Here is a 17,494-nt window from a genome sequence, read left to right on the forward strand (position 1 = left end):
CCTCAGTAGTTTATAATCAATATTATTCTTGAATTCAACGTATTATCATTATCATTTTTATTTATTATACCTTAAAATGCAAATAAAATAAACTATTTTATATATTTTATTCTCATTTAAATCTTGCTATTTTCTCAACAAGAAAGAGCCTCCCATTATCAATAGGAGGCTCCATATCAGTGAATTCCTTAGAACCGGAAGTCCCGTTCGCCGTCTTTCATCTGTGCAATATAAGCTTTAGCTTTATCTTTAACTAAATCATTTTTGATATTTTCTAACTGTTGTTCAATAACCTTAGAACCATGAGCCTTAGTTTCATCATTGCCGTAATCCATGATATATTCGTTCAATGTCATCAACGCATTTGGTTGACAACAGTTGTGAATTTGACCGGATTTTGCAAGAGCCATGAATCGATCCCCAGTTCTACCTGCACGATAACAAGCAGTACAGAAGCTTGGAACATACCCAAGGTCTAGCAACCAGTTAACGATTTCATCTAATGTACGCGTATCACTACGATCGAATTGTGCCGTATTATCTTCTGGCTTTTCTTCTTCTTTGTAACCACCTACACTAGTACGAGATCCACCACTAATTTGGGAGATACCTAATGCCAAGCCACGTTCACGCATGGATTGACTTTCACGAGTGGACATAATCATACCTGTATACGGTGTGGAGACGCGGATAAGAGCAACAATTTTTTCAAATACATCATCAGGTACAGCATTACTGAAATCATCTACATCGATATCATCCGCTGGACAAATACGAGGTACAGAAATAGTATGTGGACCTACCCCATACACAGCCTCTAAATGTTCTGCGTGCATCAACAAACCAACGAAATCGTATTTATAATGTTCCAAACCATAAAGAACTCCGATGCCTACATCATCAATACCACCTTGCATAGCGCGGTCCATCGCCTCTGTATGGTAGGCGTAGTCGCTCTTAGGGCCTGTAGGATGTAAAGCTTCATAGTTTTCTTTATTATATGTTTCTTGGAATAATGTATACGTGCCAATACCAGCTTCATGTAATTTTTTGTAGTCCTCAACGGAACAAGCTGCAATATTTACGTTTACACGGCGGATTTCACCATTTTTATTTTTGATACTGTAAATCGTCTTGATGGATTCCAAAATATATTCCAGTGGATTATTAAGAGGATCTTCACCAGACTCAATTACAATACGCTTATGGCCCATCGCTTCTAACGCAATAACCTCTTCTCTGATTTGGTCTTGCGTTAATTTTTTACGTTTAATATCGCGGTTTTTGGAGTGGTACGGACAATACACACATCCATTGATACAATAGTTAGACAAGTATAACGGTGCAAATAGAACAATACGATCGCCGTAGATAGCCTTCTTGATTTCCTTTGCTAAAGCAAAAAGCTTTTCCTTATATTCAGGTAACGGACATTCTAAGAGAACTGCTGCTTCTCGGTGGTTTAATCCCTTAAATGTAGCAGCTTTCGCTAAAATAGCATCTAACAACTCCCTATTTTCCTTGTTTTCCTCTGCATAGGCAAGTGTGTCAAGGATTTCCTGATGGGAAATAAATTCCTCCGCCTTTGGAGATTTTACATCATACATAGTACTTACCTCAAATCTTTCTAGTGGCAATGCCACCCCTCTTTAGGTTTATGAAAGTATATGACAACCAGTCTTCTGGTATTTCACTGATACTGTACATAGTATACCACTATTCCTACTAAAAAGCACAGGAATTTGATACATGCAAAAAGGTTGCCACCTCATAAGAGGAAGCAACCTTTATATCATGGGAGTTTCTAATCTATATCGATTATCTATATCGAACATGACTAAAATGTATGTATGTATTTTTACACGAGATAAACCCTTACATAATAGTACTAACTATATATTACAAATGTATTTAGTCCTATTCTCCCCATGTATCATACAGCTCTTTCATAGCACGTTCTTTCGCAATAATACCATGGGCCATCCACAAAGTACTATCCACTTGCAATACATGATCGGCTTTTACAGCAGGCAAATTTTTCCACAACTCATCTTTTTTAAGATTTGCCAATCGTTGGTCTGCTACACCTTGATTATTAGCACTAGAAGCACCGTAACCAGCAGAAACGATTAAATAGCCTGCATCAAGATCGGGTAATCGCTCTAAAGAAATCGCATTGTTCGTAGGGTTAAGTTCTGTTTCTAATACCATATCAGGCGGTTTAATATTAAGTAATTCAGCCATAAAGACATTCAAATCGCTTTTCATATACGGATACAATCGTATTTCTTTATTTAAAATTCTTAGAAAAGCTACGGTTTCCCCTTGCATATGTTCAGCTAAAGCTATCCGTGTTTTCTTAGCCTGTGAATAATATTCTTTCAAACGAGCTTCCCCTTTTTCAGGGACCCCAAGTGCTTTAGCAATAGTTAGTAGTGCAACTTCTTCCTTATTTACGTTGACAGAAATGGTTGGAGCAATTTTAGAAAGTGCATTATATGCCGCTTTGCCATAAGAGTCACGCATAATAATCAAATCCGGTTTTAAAGCCTGAATCTGCTCATAGTTGATAGTCTTTGTTTCATCATTAATACTAAAATTTTGAACATTACGATTACTTAATTCATTATAAAGATAGCTTTTTTCATTAAAATTTGCCCCTATAAAAGATTCATCTAATGCAATCATAGGATCTTCTGTCCGAACAACCACGATACGTTTATGTTCTTTGGGCATAACTGTTGTCCCGAGCTTATGAGTGACAATAATCTTATCTCCTTCAACAGTAACAATTTTATCTGCTGCCTTTTGGATAGCCGTTAATCGCTTCTTAAACTCTTTATCAATTTCCTTTGGATCATTAGATCGTTCTAGGGCAGCTTTCATCTTATCATCAAGGCTAGCATAGATAGCTTCATGAGTCATGCCATTTTGTTGAGGTCCGCAACCGGCAATCCCCATAATTACACAAGCTCCTATTAAGCTTGACAGTAACAATCGCTTCATACTACACCTCACGTGCCGTATGGTCATAATTCTTCATAGAATAAGGAATACAGAACGGACGATCCGTCTTAGGATCATTCATAATCGTAGAATCTACACCAAATACATCCTTTAACATCTCGTTATGGAAAATATCATGAGGAGTACCTTCGTACTGAATTTTTCCATCTTTCATAGCTACTAAATAATCAGCAAAACGAGCTGCTTCATTAAGTTCATGAATAACCATAATAATCGTCTTATTATATGTTTTATTTAAATGCTCTACTAAATGCAATACATCCATTTGGTGAGATACATCAAGAAAGCTCGTCGGTTCATCAAGAAACAAAATATCTGTATTTTGTGCAATAGCCATAGCAATCCAAGCTCGTTGGCGTTGACCGCCAGACATGTGCGTAATACCACGATCTGCAAATGATAGTAATTCAGTTTCTTTTAAAGCCCACTCTACAATTTCTTTATCTTCCTTTGTAGTACGAGCAAAAAGGCTACCTTGATGCGGTGCACGTCCATACATAACAAGTTCGCGAACAGTGATTTCACCAGGTGCTGTAGGATTTTGAGGTAAAATAGCAACCTTCTTCGCTAATTCACGACTATTGTAATCACCAATAGACTTACCATCTAATAATACATCACCATCCATGGGACGAATAATACGACAAATTGTTTTTAACAATGTAGACTTACCACAACCATTAGCACCAATCAATGCGGTCACTTTACCTTCTGGAATTGTAAGATTCAAGTTTTCTATAATTTTTGTATCACCGTAACCTGTGGTTAAGTTATTAATTTCTAATTTCATTTATATCTCCCCTTTTACGCTTTTGTTTTCGCTAAAATATACAAGAAGTATGGTGCCCCGATTAAGGCTACAATAATGCCTAAGAGGATTTCGTCAGGCGCAATAATGGCTCGGCCAATCCAATCGGCAGTGACCACTAAAATAGCGCCAATTAGACCTGTTAACGGCAAGAAATACGCATGGTCGGCACCAACTAAACGACGTGCAATGTGAGGGGAAATAAGCCCTACAAAACCAATACTACCACCGATAGCTACACAGAACCCAGATAAAAGAACTGCAATAATTAAGTATACGAATCTAGAGCGATTTATATGTACGCCAAGACCAATCGCCGTTTCATCAGCTAAGCTTAATAAATTTAACTCCATATAACGAGCATAGAGAATAAGTGATAATACAATGACAACTGGTACAAGCACCCATACGTGCTCCCAGGTATTACCCGAAATGGTACCGATTGTCCAGGTATTAACTAAATAAAATTTATTAGGGTCCAAACGCGTTACGAGTAAGACTTGCAATGCATGGAACCCTGCGCTCATAGAAATACCTGTTAAGATTAAACGATATGGCGAAATAATATCGCGGCCTCGACAAGATAAAAGATAAATTAAAAGCGCTGCCACAACAGCACCAGCTACGGCAACAGTTGGTAATGTCCAAATCCCCCACGCCGTTGTAGAACCTGCAAAATACACTAAAAGAACTACACCTAAGCCAGCACCAGCATTTACGCCTAACAAGCTTGGGCTAGCCAATTCATTACGAGATATAGTTTGGAAAATCGCACCAGACATAGCAAGGCCCATACCAATAAATACAGCCAAGATGGTACGAACTAAACGAAAATCAAAAACCGTGAGGTTTTCTACATCATTACCACCGCCAAAAAGAATGCGAATAAGATCAGATGTAGACATATCGCTAAATCCTGTATGAAGATGTCCATATATAGCACCTAATAATATAAGTGTCATAACGAAAGAGTAGGCAAAAAAGCGTTTTTTCATCTTATTTCCCTCCCTTACGATTTGCTAAATAAATAAAGAATGGAACCCCTACGAGCGCAGTAATGGCACCTAATGGTGTTTCAAATGGAGGATTTATGATACGAGCCACAACGTCTGCAATCATAACAAGAACCGCACCAAAAAGTGCAGAGAATGGAATTACTAGTCGATAATCGATGCCCACCAGTTTACGTGTTATATGTGGAATGACGAGACCTACAAAACCGATAGGACCGGCTAGAGCAACAGCAGAACCGCTAAGAATAAGTACTGTCAAACCAGATAACACACGGACGCGATTTAAATTACTACCTAGACCAATCGCCACCTCTTCACCAAAGCTTAAAAGCGTAACAGATTTTGATACGTACATAGCAATAAGAATACCAACAATAGTCCAAGGTAATACGAGTAATACTTGTTCCATGCGAATACCGCTTATACCGCCGGCAGTCCAGAAGCTTAATTCTTGTGCTACTTGGAAGTACACAACAAGCATATGTGTAACAGCTACAAATACTGCACTAATAGCCGTACCTGCAAGTGCAAGATATACAGGGGTAGCTTTACCACCTACGCGTTTAGCAAGAGCTAAAATAAATAGTGTTGCCAACGCAGCCCCAGCAAAGGAAAATAAAATACTTCCATTTAAGGTTAAATAAGGAAATAAAATCATTCCAACAGCTAGACCAAAACTAGCACCTGCATTAATCCCCAAAATAGAAGGACTTGCCATAGAATTATTGGTAACACCTTGCATCAGTGCACCTGATACGGCAAAGCTAATACCTACAACGATACCTGCTATCATACGTGGCAGGCGCAATGTTTGAACGATCATCTGTCCTATACTATTAGGATCATAGTTGGTAAAGGATAGAGTAATATCATCTATGCTGATATAGCGTATCCCAATGAAGAGTGAACCAAGAGATGTGGCAATTAAAATAGCTAAGGCTAATATACCTAGTAGCGTAGTTTTAGCTGCACGCCCTCCCCTTGTTTCTACGTCATAATTGCTCATAAGAACTCCTTACAATACGAAATACTATAGAATTTACTGATACATTATATCAACAATGCTCTATCTATTTCAATAATAAATCTCAGTATCATTTATAGCAATAATGCAATGTTAAAAACAAAATAAGTAAATCTTTATAACTATACAGAATTATATCCAACAATTTTTATTCCTATAATCATATATAAACATTATTTCTATAAAAAAAGAGCAGTAACCTTAAGGCTACTACTCTAAGTTATGAGTAAATATTCTGATTTGATGTACAATAAAATATATTTAAAGCACTAAATTTACCTATTTAATTGATTCCTATTATTAAAAAATGTTTTATACGCTAATTGACAAGTAATAAAGCAAGCAATCGATATGGTAGATAAACTCATAAATGTCACAATCATTTGATATTTTACAGCTTCAAGCGGGGGCATCCCCGCTAAAATAAGACCTGTCATCATCCCTGGTAAAGCCACAATTCCTAAGGTCTTAGCACTATCCACAGTTGGCTGCAATCCAGTCTTTATAACATCTCGCACGATGGCTTTTGACGCTTGCTTAGGTGTACTTCCTAGCGCTAGTTTAATCTCTACCTCTTGTTGACGCAATTCAAAATTTGATAGCATTTGGCGATAACAAAGCCCAATCGCTACCATAGCACCACTAATGACCATACCACCAACAGGAATCACTTGATAAGCAGTAAAATTAAGCACGCCCGTTAAAAGCAAAATCGTTAAAGTAATACTTGCACCTACGGTTATAGCAAACCAAGAAATCCACAGAGCATAAGGAATTCCCTTTCCCCGCTTAGAAGAATTATAGGCCGCATTGATAGCCATAAATCCTAATAAACCAATTATAAATATAGGACTTTCGGTACTAAAAATATAAGCTAAAATAAAACCTATAACAAATAACTGTATGGTAGCCCGCAAAGCACTTATAAAAATATCTTTCTCTAACTTCAACTCCTGCTGATAGGACATAAACATACTGATAATAACTAATGTAGATGCAAGGCATAATGACGTGGCTGAAATAGCATGAAATTGACTCATCGTAATACCTCCTCTTTAGCTAATGATCCATCTACAATTGTAATACGACGATTAGACATGCGTAGGCTTTGTTCCTCACTATGTGTAATTGCTATGATGGTCATTCCATTTTTATGGAGCTCACCGATTACCTGTTCTACAATAGCCGTATTGACAGCGTCTAATGCAGAGGTTACCTCATCTAAAAGCAATACTTTAGGTTCAAAGATAAGACTGCGAATAAGACAAATCCGTTGCATTTCTCCACCAGATAATTCATCATTACGGCGCTCAAGATATTCGATAGGCATATGAAGTAAATCGAAAAGATATTTGATACGAATCATATCAGGTTCCATACCTCGAATATCATAAGGGAACAAAATATTACGACGCACCGTTTTTGCAAACAAGTAAGGTCTTTGAAAGCAATAACCAACCTCTTTACGATAACTTTCTGGATCTATAGTGGCTAAATCACGCCCATTATAAGTAATAATCCCTGAGGTAGGGCTAATTAAATCACTGCATAATTTTAAAAGTGTACTTTTACCACTACCAGAAGGACCTACAATAGTGAGATACTCTCCTTCATGTACAGATAGAGATACATCACGGATAATAGACTTTTCTTTTACAACATAGGATATATTAGATAACTCTAATAGTGCCATAATGCCTCCGATCATATTTCAAGACTCTATGATATATTTAATAATCACTTTAAACTATATTATATTATACCAATACAACTTACACCATAATAAACAAAAATAAGCAACAAAAAACCCCTAGTGGAAACCACTAGGGATTAATAGTCTTATAAAATTAAGCTTCTACAGGGTATACGCTAACTTTACGGTTATAACGACCAGCACGTTCAAATGCTACTTTACCAGGCACAAGTGCAAATAAAGTGTCATCTTTACCGATACCTACGTTAGTACCAGGGTGGAAGTGAGTACCACGTTGACGAACGATGATGTTACCGCTCTTTACGATGGAACCATCATGGCATTTAACACCAAGACGTTTAGATTCACTGTCACGACCGTTACGAGTACTGGACACACCTTTTTTATGTGCGAACAATTGCAAATCAAAAGTAAACATTAAGTTCACCTCCTATATTTCGTGAATTTGGACAAACTCTGGATATTGACGGCTAATTTCCTCCAAACCGAGAAGCATAGTCCCCAGAATATCCTGTCCACTCTGATTAATCGTACCAGAGAGAACTATATCACATTGACCTTCGCTATTCGTATACTCCCCTTCTTGTCGAGCAATTTGGGTGAGTCCTAACATTGCCGTTGCCGACAAGGCGGACACTGCGGCACATACGATATCGAAGCCATGTTCATCATATCCTGCATGACCGGACATATGACAACCAACTACTTGGCCATCACTATTCCGCTGGATTCCAATGGAAACCATAATTAAGCTTGGATAGATTCAATACGAACTTTTGTGAACGGTTGACGATGGCCTTGACGACGACGGTAGTTGGATTTAGCTTTGTATTTGAATACTAAGATTTTTTTACCTTTACCATGCTCAAGAACTGTACCTGTAACTTTTGCACCGTTTACAAGAGGAGCGCCAACTTTAACGTCGCCGTCATTCACTACAGTCAAAACTTCTTCGAATGTAACGGACTCGTCAGCAGCTGCTTCCAATTTTTCGATAGTAATTACATCGCCTTCAGCAACGCGATATTGTTTACCACCAGTTTTAATAATTGCGTACATGAGAACACCTCCTTGTTATCGAACTCGCTGAATTCGGTATCCCGACCCGAACTTCGGTCGGGCGTTTAAACCTGCTTCACGCGGATTGCAAAGTTCAGTAAACCGAACTAATACTGATATAGTATATCCTATTTACACAGTCATGTCAAACAAAAATCAACAGAATCCGCTCAGTTTCTAACACTTTCACATATATATACCTTAAAATTCTCCAATAATCCCAAGATGTTGTAAAAGTATCTTTGTACCGATGAGGATCAATACACCGCCACCTACTATATCTGCATATTTTCCAACAAATCGGCCCATAAATTTACCTAAGTAAACACCCACTAAAGATATACCAAAGGTAATAACACCAATCATCGTAGATGCTTTCCATACATTAATAGGTAAGAATGCAAAGGTCAGTCCTACAGCCATTGCATCAAAGCTAGTCGCTACGGAGAGCATCATCATTTCCCAGACACCCAAGAATTGCTTATCATCGTCCTCTTCATCATCATCGCTAAGTCCCTCTCTGATCATAGCGATACCTAAATAACCAAGAAGGCCAAAGATAATCCAGTGGTCCCAATCAGCAATCACATCGATAAATTGACGACCGATGAGCCAACCAATAAGAGGCATAAGAAACTGGAACAAACCAAAAAGAAATGCCAAGGTTACCTTGCGACCATTCTCACCTACAGGCATTGTCAGCCCCTTACCGATAGATACACCAAAGGCATCCATCGCTAGGCCTATACTAATTAATATAATTTCAAATACAGACACGGTACTCCTCTATAAACAAACTACATATTATTCAGTGACAGCCATCAGGGAATACCCTTCACGGCTAATTTGTGGATTTACCACAATAGAAATCTTGCGCCCTATAGACTCACCCAAATCCACGAGAACAGCCTTTGTTAAATACTGAGCTACCTCCGGATGAACTTCGAGTTCTAAATCTGTTTTAATACGTCCCGATTTAAATAACTCGCGGATACGACGCACAATCTGCATATATACAGTACGCCCTGACAACATATAGCCCGTACCACCACATTGAGGGCATGTATCAAACATCAAGGTTTGCAAGCCTTGGCGAGCTCGCTTTCGGGTCATCTCTACGAGGCCAAGCGAACTAATGCCGCATACAACAGTTTTCATTTTATCTAACTTAGCTTGTACCCCCAACAATTTTAACAATTCTTGTTGATGCTCTTTATCTTTCATATCGATGAAATCAACCACAATGATACCGCCAATATCGCGCAAGCGCAATTGACGACAGATTTCTTTTGCCGCTTCTTTATTGACTGTGAAAGCTAAATCTTCCAGCTTATTAGATTTACCAGTGTAATGAGCAGAGTTTACATCAAATACTGTGAGGGCCTCCGTATGGTCAATACGGATTGAACCACCAGAAGGAAGATTAATATCGCGAGAGATAAGATCTTCCAATTGAGGTTCAATGTGATTTGCTTTAAAAATCGGTGTGCTATCACGATGACGTGTTACTTTAATTTGTTGTGACGTAGGTCCATGCCCTAAGAGGTCCAGCAATCGGGATTCTCCCATATCGGAATCGACGATGATTTCCTCTACATTGCGATGCGCATAGTCCCGTACAAGGCGGAACCAGAAATCCGCGTCACTATATAAATCAGTACCGCTCTTAGCCACCTTAAAGCGCTTCAACACATGTTGCCAGGTCCGCCACAGATACTCCATATCGCGACCGATTTCATCGGCACTGGCCTTAGCTGCTGCAGTGCGAATGATAAAACCGCAACCTTCTTGTACATAAGGGGCTGCCAATTCTTGTAGTTTACTGCGCATGGTTTCGTCTGTAATTTTCTTGGAAATATGCATGCCTTCAGAATATGGTAATAGTACCATAAAACGACCGGCCAAACTGACGTCTGCAGTCACGCGGGCACCTTTACCAAGCATTTCTTCTTTCACTACTTGAACGAGGATTTGTTGCCCCACAGATAAGCGTGGCAAGATTTTCTGTTCCTTCCCTTGTTGCAGGTTCAAGTACGCATTTTGAGAGCCCCCAATATCAACAAAGGCCGCTTGCATACCATTTAATACGTTCTTTACTGTGCCTTTGTACATATGATTTGCCATATGAGACTCATCGGTACGCTCCAAGACAAAGTCCACTAGCTGTCCTTCTTCGTCTATAACAGCCATACGAATTTCTTCGCGCATAACATTGACCAAAATTTTATGCATCCTATCCCTCCCTTCTTTGTCATCTAAATTATAATTAGTAATTAATCTCTAAAGGCGTATAACGGCCTTCTTCGTTTTCTACTATAATTGCTTTACGATGAATTTCGTAATCTGAAGTAATAGGCCAATTATACTGATTTTTACCAAGATTCCACACTTCGCTAGGTTTAATAGTCCCTTGCGGATAAATGCCGATGCCCATTGTAAGTATCACCATACCGTCTTTAACAGATGCTACGATTGGTTCTTTTACAAACTCTTTTACATCAATGGTACGAGTTTTCTTAGGTGTTACCTTTTCATAAGAAATTTCCGTTGCTTCATTAAAAGGTTTGAGTAACGCATCCCAATCAGCATTTTCATCTGTCACAGGGCCTGTTACCTCATAGATAGCAAAGTTACAGATGGCCATCATCTTTTTCACCTTTTCAGGCATTTCTTTACCATCTAGAACCTCAAGACCAGGAGGCGCTACACGGTTTAAACGGTCTATAATGGACTCTAAACTATCCTCTTCAAGCACATCCATATCAATATATTCAGCCGCTGCGGTTACGCCTAAGGCGAGTGCAGAGGAGAAGCTAATTTTCATGTGAGGGTTAAACCCTTCAGAGTACGCCATTTTAATTTCTGCTCGACGTATCATCCGCTCTACAGCTTGAGCATAATCAAGGTGTGACAGGAATCGTAATTCTTCGCCTTTATTTAAGGCCAAACGTAACTTTTTCAACTCTACCACCCTCCTTATAGTCAATAATAGCTGTATTGAGCTCTGGACATACATTACAGCCCTTACATGGAGCTCGACGACAATCGCCTGTAAGATTAGCTGCTACCGCTTGCTCCCACTCGCGTTTTAAGAAAGCTTTACTTACGGTGCAATCTAAATGATCCCAAGGCAATGGCTCATCGAAATCTCGTGTACGACGTGCAAAATACGCAGGATCCAATCCGCAGTCAGCGAATGCTTTCAACCAAGTTTCATAGTTAAAGAACTCGGTCCAACCATCGAATTTACAACCTGCCTTCCAAGCCTCTACGAGAACTTTGGACAATCTGCGGTCCCCACGAGCAAAAGCGGCTTCCATGTAGCCAGTATAGCCATCATGGTAGTGGTAGGAAATGTTACGATTATTGATGAGGGACTTCAAGTAACGTTGTTTGCGATGAATTTCCTCTACATCTTGTTGACCATACCATTGGTATGGAGAATGTGTTTTTGGCACGAAGAAGGATACGCTGACCGTTACAGAACCATTTCGCTTCCCTGTAATTTCACGGTGTAAATCGAGCACCTTGTACGCAAGATCCGCAATACCAGCCAAATCTTCGTCTGTTTCTGTAGGAAGGCCCATCATAAAATATAATTTAACTGTATTCCAACCAGATTTGAAAGCATTAGAACAGGCCGCCAATAAGTCTTCTTCACTAACGCCTTTATTGATAACGTCACGCATTCGTTGCGTACCTGCTTCAGGAGCAAAGGTAAGACCACTCTTGCGCACTTGCTGTACCTTTTTCGCAATATCGATAGAGAAACTGTCGATACGCAAGGACGGTAAGCTAACGCTAACTTGTTTATCTTTAAACTCTTCCATGAGCATATCTACAAGCTCAGGTAATTTGGAGTAGTCTGCAGAGCTTAAACTCATCAAGGATATTTCATTATACCCCGTATTGGCAATCGTATCTTTAGCAATTTGCAACAAACGTTCTGGTGTCTTTTCACGAACTGGACGATAGAGCATACCTGCCTGACAGAAACGACAGCCACGCGTACAGCCACGGAATAGCTCCAATACAGCGCGGTCATGCACTATATCAAGGAACGGTACAACAGGCTTTGTTGGATAGAATACATTCTCTACATCCTCTATAATACGTTTCTCAACGGTTGCAGGTACGTCTTCGAAACGCGGCGTAATCGATTTAAAATCGCCTTGTTCAGTGTATTCTACATCGTATAAAGCCGGGCAATATGTGCCAGGAATTTGGGCTACTTTACGCAAAAAGCCTTCTTTGCCACCTGGGAAGCCTTTGGCTTTTTCTGCTTTAAATAAGTCGATGAATTCATCGCCCCACTCTTCGGATTCACCGAGGGATACGATATCAAAGAAATCAGCAATAGGCTCTACATTATACGCACAAGGGCCACCGCATACAAGCAGTGGAAAATCTAAATCACGCTCCTTAGCATACATAGGAATGCCTGCTAAATCGAGCATATTTAAAATGTTAGTAAAACTCATTTCATATTGAAGCGTAAATGCTAACACATCAAAGTCTTTAATAGGCGTACGTGTTTCTAAGGAAAATAATGGAATATTACGCTTGCGCATTTCCTCTTCCATATCGTGCCACGGTGCAAATACGCGCTCGGCTACCGCATCTTCACGACGGTTTACGAGACCATACAAAATCTTGATGCCCAAATGACTCATGGCCACTTCGTACACATCGGGAAAACCTAAAGCCATAGTTACATCAACAGTACTGTGATCTTTCACGATACTATTGTATTCGCCGCCCATGTAGCGAGCGGGCTTTTGGACATGTTGTAACCATGACGTATCTAATTGAATCATACATCCTCCGTCTTTAATGAAAGACTTCTTTCACAATCAATCCTATGAAAGGATATTAAAATATATATTTTGTCCGCTGTCTAGCAATATTTAATAAAATGCCAATGCTCAGCATATTAGTTGTTAGCGCACTAACACCATAGCTAAGGAATGGCAACGGAATCCCCGTTACAGGCATGATACCAATCGTCATGCCTACGTTTACGAGCACTTCAAAGGCAAACATCGTACCAATACCCGTTGCTAATAACATACCGAAATTATCATTGCAGGTATATGCTACTTGAATGCTGCGATAAATAAGCATAAACAATAATAGCAATACTACAATGCATCCTACAAAGCCAAATTCTTCGCCGATTACAGAAAAGATAAAGTCCGTATGATTTTCTGGTAAAAAGTTCAACTGACTTTGAGTACCATTAAAGATACCTTTACCAAAAATCATACCCGACCCGATGGCAATCTTAGATTGAATAATATGATAGCCAGAACCGAAGGGATCAATATCTGGATTTAAAAATACTAGAATACGTTGCTTTTGGTATTCTTTCAGTACAAACCAGCCCAAAGGCATCAAGAGTAAAGCCACGCTCGCAATGATTTTTATAAGCTTAGTTTTGATACCAGATATAAAGAGCATCCCTACAAATATAGCAATATATACGAGGGATGTCCCCAAGTCAGGTTGTAAAAATACGAGAAGGATAGGAATCCCTACATATAACACTGGCATCAATAGGGATTTAAAAGTATCTAACTTGCCAATGCGCGGTTCTAACATTTTAGCCATACAGATAATCATCAATAGTTTAGAAAACTCTGAAGGCTGGATAGTAATTGGCCCCAGTTGAATCCAACGCTGTGCACCTAGTGCGGAGGTACCAACTACCATAACTGCAATTAACATAAGCATGGTAATCACATAAATCATATTCCCCCACCCTTTAAGGCGATGGTAATCTAGAAATTGCATGCCTATAACGACAGCTATATTTGCTAAAAAGAATACGAGTTGTTTTACCACTAAACTACCAAAACCGATAGCTTCATGATTCACATGGGTAGCACTACCAATAGCTGTAAGACCAATTCCGACAAGTAATATAGTACATATGATGATAGTCCAATCGCTATCTGTCCATATTTTACGCCACATCATATCACCTATTTCAACTTGCTACGGCGCCACAAGCTTTGTTTCCCTTGCACCAATAAGCGTTGCGTGGTCCAACCGCCACGATTAATGTAATGAACATTGTTAGAATCCTCAAAAATAGACTCACCTACTGTTGCAAGACTTGGTGTACTATCTTGCTCCTTCGATGTTTTTTTCTTAGTTACATAAGCATCGAAGTGCTTTTGTACATCGTAGTCTTCCCAACACTCACCGGTAGTTACATAATCAACAAGAGGTGCTAACATAGCTTTTAGTTCACTAGAAACAAATTCTAACAAACGACCATCTTGTGTATAGGTCAAAATATCCTCATCATAAGGAATTATAGCCCCTACATATTCAGCACGAAGGACTTCTAACATATCATATAAATGGATATCCTCTCCATCGATAGGTACTGCATTAAAAGCAATAGCATAATCACGAATATTATGTTCTTGACATACTTGAATCATGCGTGCCCCATTACGCAAGGACACCCATAAAGGATGCGTCACCACGATGCAACGATTTACTAATTCTAAAATAGACTCTATGCCCTTACCGATACCAGCAGGAGCATCAATTAAAATATAGTCATATGTCTCAGAGAGGCGACGGACTAATTTTTTATATTTTTTACGACCTATATCTTCCCAACGAGCACTTTGGCTAGCTGGTAGGAAATCTAAGTTTTCAGCAATTGATACAATGGCATCATCCATATAGTCTTTATCTTCGCTCGCATCTAATGCGTCGTAAATAATTTCATTTGCCACTCCTAACACAAGGTCTAAATCGCGCAATCCAAAATCTCCATCACAGAGCAATACGCGATGCCCTGCATTGCTTAAGGCTGAACCCAAGCAAGCGGTAATCGTAGTCTTACCTACGCCTCCCTTACCGGATACAACGCCGATTATCTCGCCCATACTAATCCTTTCTTGGTTGTCCACTAGTTACCGCATTCTGAGGTTTTTGCCCTTTATTAATACTTGTCCCCGTAGCAGTTTCCTTATTGCCCTTACTATTTGTATCATTAGATTTCTTATTCACTGGTACATTGAAGTACGCAGCCAATATATCTCTTACGATAGGCCCTGCAGAGCCCGCACCAAAGCTACCTTGCTCAACAAGTGCAACCACTACAATTTGTGGCTTATCATATGGTGCATAGGCTACAAACCAGCCGTGATCTCTGCCATGTGCATTCTCTGAAGTACCTGTTTTACCAGCTACATCAATAGGGAATCCTTTAAACAACTCCCCTGCTGTACCACCTTCATTAGTAACATCACGCAAGCCTTCGCGAACAAGATCCATAATATTTTTTGGTACAGGTAAGATACCGAGCTTGTCTGGGCCAAAGATTTCTTTTGGCGTGCCATCCTTATTATCAATACGGCTCACTACATATGGGCGGTATTTAATGCCACCATTTGCTACTTCACTAAGCATAACAGCCATTTGTAATGGTGTCACCAAAGTAAAAGACTGACCTATGGCCGCATCAAAGGTTTCACCTAAATACCAATCTTCATCATACACTTTGCGTTTATAAGCAGGACTTGCCATATTACCAGAGGCCTCACCAACAAGATTGATGCCTGTCTTTTCGCCAATACCAAAGTAGCCAGCATATTTTACAAGTCCTTCTATGCCAACGCGATTGCCCATTTCATAGAAGTAAACATTATCTGATTTTGCAAGAGCTTTATTAAAGTTAAGCCACCCTAATGCTTCACCTTCTGCATTTCGTTTATCGATAAGCCAATGTTTACCACTATCAAAAATCATTTCTTCAGGGGTAACCTTTTTAAGATCTAAAGCCGCCGTACCTGTAATAATCTTGAACGGAGAACCTGGTGGATATTCACCAGAAATAACCTTATTATCAAATGGATGATTCTTATCGTTATTCAATTGATTCCACCGTGCCGTTGTAATCCCCTTCGCAAACCAATTAGGGTTAAACTCAGGGGCGCTGACCATGGCCAAAATGGCACCCGTATTTGGATCCATTGCTACTACAGCAGCTCCTTGAGCTGGAATGCCTTGGGCACGCAACTGTTCTAATTGGTTCTTAACAGCTTCTTCAGCAGCCTTTTGTAGATTTGCATCTATTGTCAAATGGATATTAGATCCAGGCACTGTATGCTTTCTATCTACCTCCGCAACCGGTCGGCCTGTAGCATCAACCTCTACCTGTTTACCACCATCAGTGCCACGCAAGATGGAATCATATAGTTTTTCAAGACCAGAACGGCCTAAAATAGTACCACCACTAATAAGGGTATTTGGATCTTGCTGTTTTAGCTCTTCTAATTCTTCTTCGCTCACTTCACCCACATACCCAAAGAGCTGAGAAGCCATCGTTTCATATGGATAATAGCGAAGTGGTTCTACATCTATGGTAACACCTGGTAATTCATGACGATGCTCTTCGATGCTTGTAACTACATCCATAGAAATATCATTAGCAATACGAATTGGCTCATAACCATATTTATGATCATTTACCTTTTTTGTAATATCTTCTGGTTTAATTTTCAGCAAAGTTGCCAACTTAGCAACTTCACCTTCGTCTAGAGCCTTCCCCGTAGGCAAAATGGAGATAGTGTATGCCGGTCTAGAACCTACTAAGATCTGACCATTTCGATCGTACATAATACCACGAGCAGCTGTCATGGATACCATGCGCAAACGGTTGCCTTCTGCCTTAGCTTGGTAATAACCACCAGACAAGATTTGCAACGTCATCAGGCGTAATGCCAAGACTATAAATATGCCGGCTACAATGTAAAAGAGTACATCAAAGCGATTCGTTTTTCTTCGTTTATAGAGGCCTTCAAGCACTCTTTCACCCCCTTAAT

17 protein-coding genes are annotated in these 17,494 nt (G+C 39.5%); all 17 read right to left on the reverse strand.

Annotation, left to right across the window (positions count from 1 at the left end):
• Positions 1–188: 188 nt before the first annotated feature.
• The 17 genes from hydG to mrdA all read right to left on the reverse strand — a co-directional run bounded on the left by hydG (position 189) and on the right by mrdA (position 17,477).
• Positions 189–1,607 (reverse strand): [FeFe] hydrogenase H-cluster radical SAM maturase HydG, encoded by a 1,419-nt coding sequence (hydG, locus tag KHY58_RS02465; RefSeq protein WP_077708570.1) that lies wholly within the window; start codon positions 1,605–1,607, stop codon positions 189–191.
• A 310-nt stretch (positions 1,608–1,917) separates the two neighbouring features.
• Positions 1,918–3,006 carry an ABC transporter substrate-binding protein gene (locus tag KHY58_RS02470; RefSeq protein WP_278457609.1) on the reverse strand — a complete coding sequence of 363 codons (1,089 nt, stop codon included), beginning with the start codon at positions 3,004–3,006 and terminating at the stop codon, positions 1,918–1,920.
• Position 3,007: 1 nt separating this feature from the next.
• Positions 3,008–3,817, reverse strand: a complete 810-nt coding sequence (locus KHY58_RS02475) for an ABC transporter ATP-binding protein (RefSeq protein WP_278457610.1) — start codon at positions 3,815–3,817, stop codon at positions 3,008–3,010.
• Between the two features lie 14 nt (positions 3,818–3,831).
• Positions 3,832–4,830, reverse strand: a complete 999-nt coding sequence (locus tag KHY58_RS02480; protein WP_060919189.1) for a FecCD family ABC transporter permease — start codon at positions 4,828–4,830, stop codon at positions 3,832–3,834.
• A 1-nt stretch (position 4,831) separates the two neighbouring features.
• Positions 4,832–5,854 (reverse strand): FecCD family ABC transporter permease, encoded by a 1,023-nt coding sequence (locus KHY58_RS02485; RefSeq protein ID WP_060919190.1) that lies wholly within the window; start codon positions 5,852–5,854, stop codon positions 4,832–4,834.
• A gap of 293 nt (positions 5,855–6,147) precedes the next feature.
• Positions 6,148–6,912 (reverse strand): ABC transporter permease, encoded by a 765-nt coding sequence (locus tag KHY58_RS02490; protein ID WP_278457613.1) that lies wholly within the window; start codon positions 6,910–6,912, stop codon positions 6,148–6,150.
• On the reverse strand, positions 6,909–7,565 hold the full coding sequence (locus tag KHY58_RS02495; protein ID WP_060919192.1) for an ABC transporter ATP-binding protein: 657 nt from the start codon (positions 7,563–7,565) through the stop codon (positions 6,909–6,911). Before KHY58_RS02495 ends, KHY58_RS02490 begins: the two co-directional genes overlap by 4 nt.
• Positions 7,566–7,719: 154 nt before the next feature.
• On the reverse strand, positions 7,720–8,004 hold the full coding sequence (rpmA, locus tag KHY58_RS02500) for a 50S ribosomal protein L27 (protein WP_004696430.1): 285 nt from the start codon (positions 8,002–8,004) through the stop codon (positions 7,720–7,722).
• Positions 8,005–8,016: 12 nt separating this feature from the next.
• Entirely contained in the window at positions 8,017–8,331 is a 315-nt protein-coding gene (locus KHY58_RS02505; protein ID WP_008601403.1) for a ribosomal-processing cysteine protease Prp, read from the reverse strand.
• A gap of 2 nt (positions 8,332–8,333) precedes the next feature.
• A complete protein-coding gene (rplU, locus tag KHY58_RS02510; RefSeq protein WP_004696434.1) occupies positions 8,334–8,645 on the reverse strand; it encodes a 50S ribosomal protein L21 in 312 nt (103 codons plus the stop codon).
• A 201-nt stretch (positions 8,646–8,846) separates the two neighbouring features.
• Positions 8,847–9,422 carry a manganese efflux pump MntP family protein gene (locus KHY58_RS02515; RefSeq protein ID WP_278457614.1) on the reverse strand — a complete coding sequence of 192 codons (576 nt, stop codon included), beginning with the start codon at positions 9,420–9,422 and terminating at the stop codon, positions 8,847–8,849.
• Between the two features lie 27 nt (positions 9,423–9,449).
• Entirely contained in the window at positions 9,450–10,877 is a 1,428-nt protein-coding gene (locus KHY58_RS02520) for an Rne/Rng family ribonuclease (RefSeq protein WP_004696438.1), read from the reverse strand.
• A 34-nt stretch (positions 10,878–10,911) separates the two neighbouring features.
• Positions 10,912–11,607, reverse strand: coding sequence for a TIGR03936 family radical SAM-associated protein (locus tag KHY58_RS02525; RefSeq protein ID WP_316591821.1), 696 nt, complete (start codon positions 11,605–11,607; stop codon positions 10,912–10,914).
• The gene (locus KHY58_RS02530; protein ID WP_278471786.1) at positions 11,579–13,462 is read right to left on the reverse strand and encodes a TIGR03960 family B12-binding radical SAM protein; all 1,884 of its coding nucleotides are present in this window, start codon (positions 13,460–13,462) and stop codon (positions 11,579–11,581) included. Before KHY58_RS02530 ends, KHY58_RS02525 begins: the two co-directional genes overlap by 29 nt.
• A gap of 55 nt (positions 13,463–13,517) precedes the next feature.
• Entirely contained in the window at positions 13,518–14,621 is a 1,104-nt protein-coding gene (gene rodA / locus KHY58_RS02535; RefSeq protein ID WP_083791376.1) for a rod shape-determining protein RodA, read from the reverse strand.
• An 8-nt stretch (positions 14,622–14,629) separates the two neighbouring features.
• Positions 14,630–15,553 (reverse strand): AAA family ATPase, encoded by a 924-nt coding sequence (locus tag KHY58_RS02540; protein ID WP_278457617.1) that lies wholly within the window; start codon positions 15,551–15,553, stop codon positions 14,630–14,632.
• A 1-nt stretch (position 15,554) separates the two neighbouring features.
• Positions 15,555–17,477, reverse strand: coding sequence for a penicillin-binding protein 2 (gene mrdA, locus KHY58_RS02545; protein WP_278471789.1), 1,923 nt, complete (start codon positions 17,475–17,477; stop codon positions 15,555–15,557).
• Positions 17,478–17,494: the final 17 nt, after the last annotated feature.

Origin of the sequence: Veillonella parvula (assembly GCF_018366295.1) — a bacterium.
Taxonomy (GTDB): domain Bacteria; phylum Bacillota; class Negativicutes; order Veillonellales; family Veillonellaceae; genus Veillonella; species Veillonella parvula_P.